The 1,032-nt window shown below is 31.2% G+C and carries 1 protein-coding gene; it reads right to left on the bottom strand.

Features of this window, described 5'->3' with window-relative positions; all coding sequences use genetic code 4:
• Nucleotides 1-153: 153 nt before the first annotated feature.
• Nucleotides 154-843, bottom strand: coding sequence for a variable surface lipoprotein (locus tag MAGB_RS04080; RefSeq protein ID WP_004024512.1), 690 nt, complete (start codon nt 841-843; stop codon nt 154-156).
• Nucleotides 844-1,032 lie beyond the last annotated feature (189 nt).

Genomic DNA, 1,032 nt, shown 5'->3' with positions numbered 1-1,032 from the left:
CAAAGAAACAGAGGTAGTTCAAGATAAAATTGTTAATTATTAGACATAAATCCAAAAAACAAAACCAAAGGCCGCTCCGGCTTTTGGTTTTTAAATGCATATGAAAGCAACAATATTTTTGTTGTTGCTGTATATTTACTTTTAATTGATTTTTTAAAATGAAGATTTTTCAAATTTCACAATATCTTCATATTTGTGAAATTTTGAAGGAGTATGTTCATCACTTTCTTCTGGAGTTTCTTCATTTTTAAATGCTTTAGCCAACTCCTTAGCTTTTTTCTCATCCGCTTCTCTCTTCTTCTTTTCTTCTAATTCTTTCTTCTTTTTTTCCTCTGCGCCATCAGCCTTAATTGCTTCAGCCACTTTTCCAAACTCAAGTTCTAATTCTTCAGTTCCAATTTTAATTTTTATTTTTTGTTTTGCTTGTAAACCAAGTGTTTTGTTTTTATCGCCCTCAGAAGCCAACTTGATAAGTTCTTTTTCTTTATCACTTAGTTTTGATGCAATCTTATCTACTACAGACTGATATGAATCTCCTTTCTTGAATGAGTTTTGTAAACGGTCTTCAAATTTTAGAGCTAAGCCTCATATTGAATGTATTTTATCTGTTAAAGCTTTAACATTTATTTCACTGCCTTGTTGATTGCTGCCGCCTTCAGTTCCTGGATTTTGATTTCCTCCTGGATTATTTTGACTTCCGCCTGGTGTTTCAGTAGGATTGCCTGGAGTAGTTTCAGCTGGCTTCTTTTCATCTTCCTTAGTATCACCACATTTAGCTGCTACAAAAGGAATTGCCACTAATGATGATACTGATCCAAGCAACAAAAACTTTGATTTTTTCATAAATTTATCCTTTCTTTAAAGACTATAAAATAGCCTTAAAAATGCTTTATAAATCTATTAATAAATATCAAAAGCGGTGAGTTTATATAAAAAAATGATGAGGCAATAAAACTAAAAAATATAGGCCACTGTTATGGCCTATATTTGCTTTGTATGTAAATAAAACACATTGAGATTATTATCTGCTTG

It is taken from the genome of Mycoplasmopsis agalactiae 14628, assembly GCF_000266865.1.
GTDB classification, from domain to species: Bacteria; Bacillota_I; Bacilli_A; order Mycoplasmatales; family Metamycoplasmataceae; genus Mycoplasmopsis; species Mycoplasmopsis agalactiae_A.
This window is presented reverse-complemented; position numbering and strand designations above follow the sequence as displayed.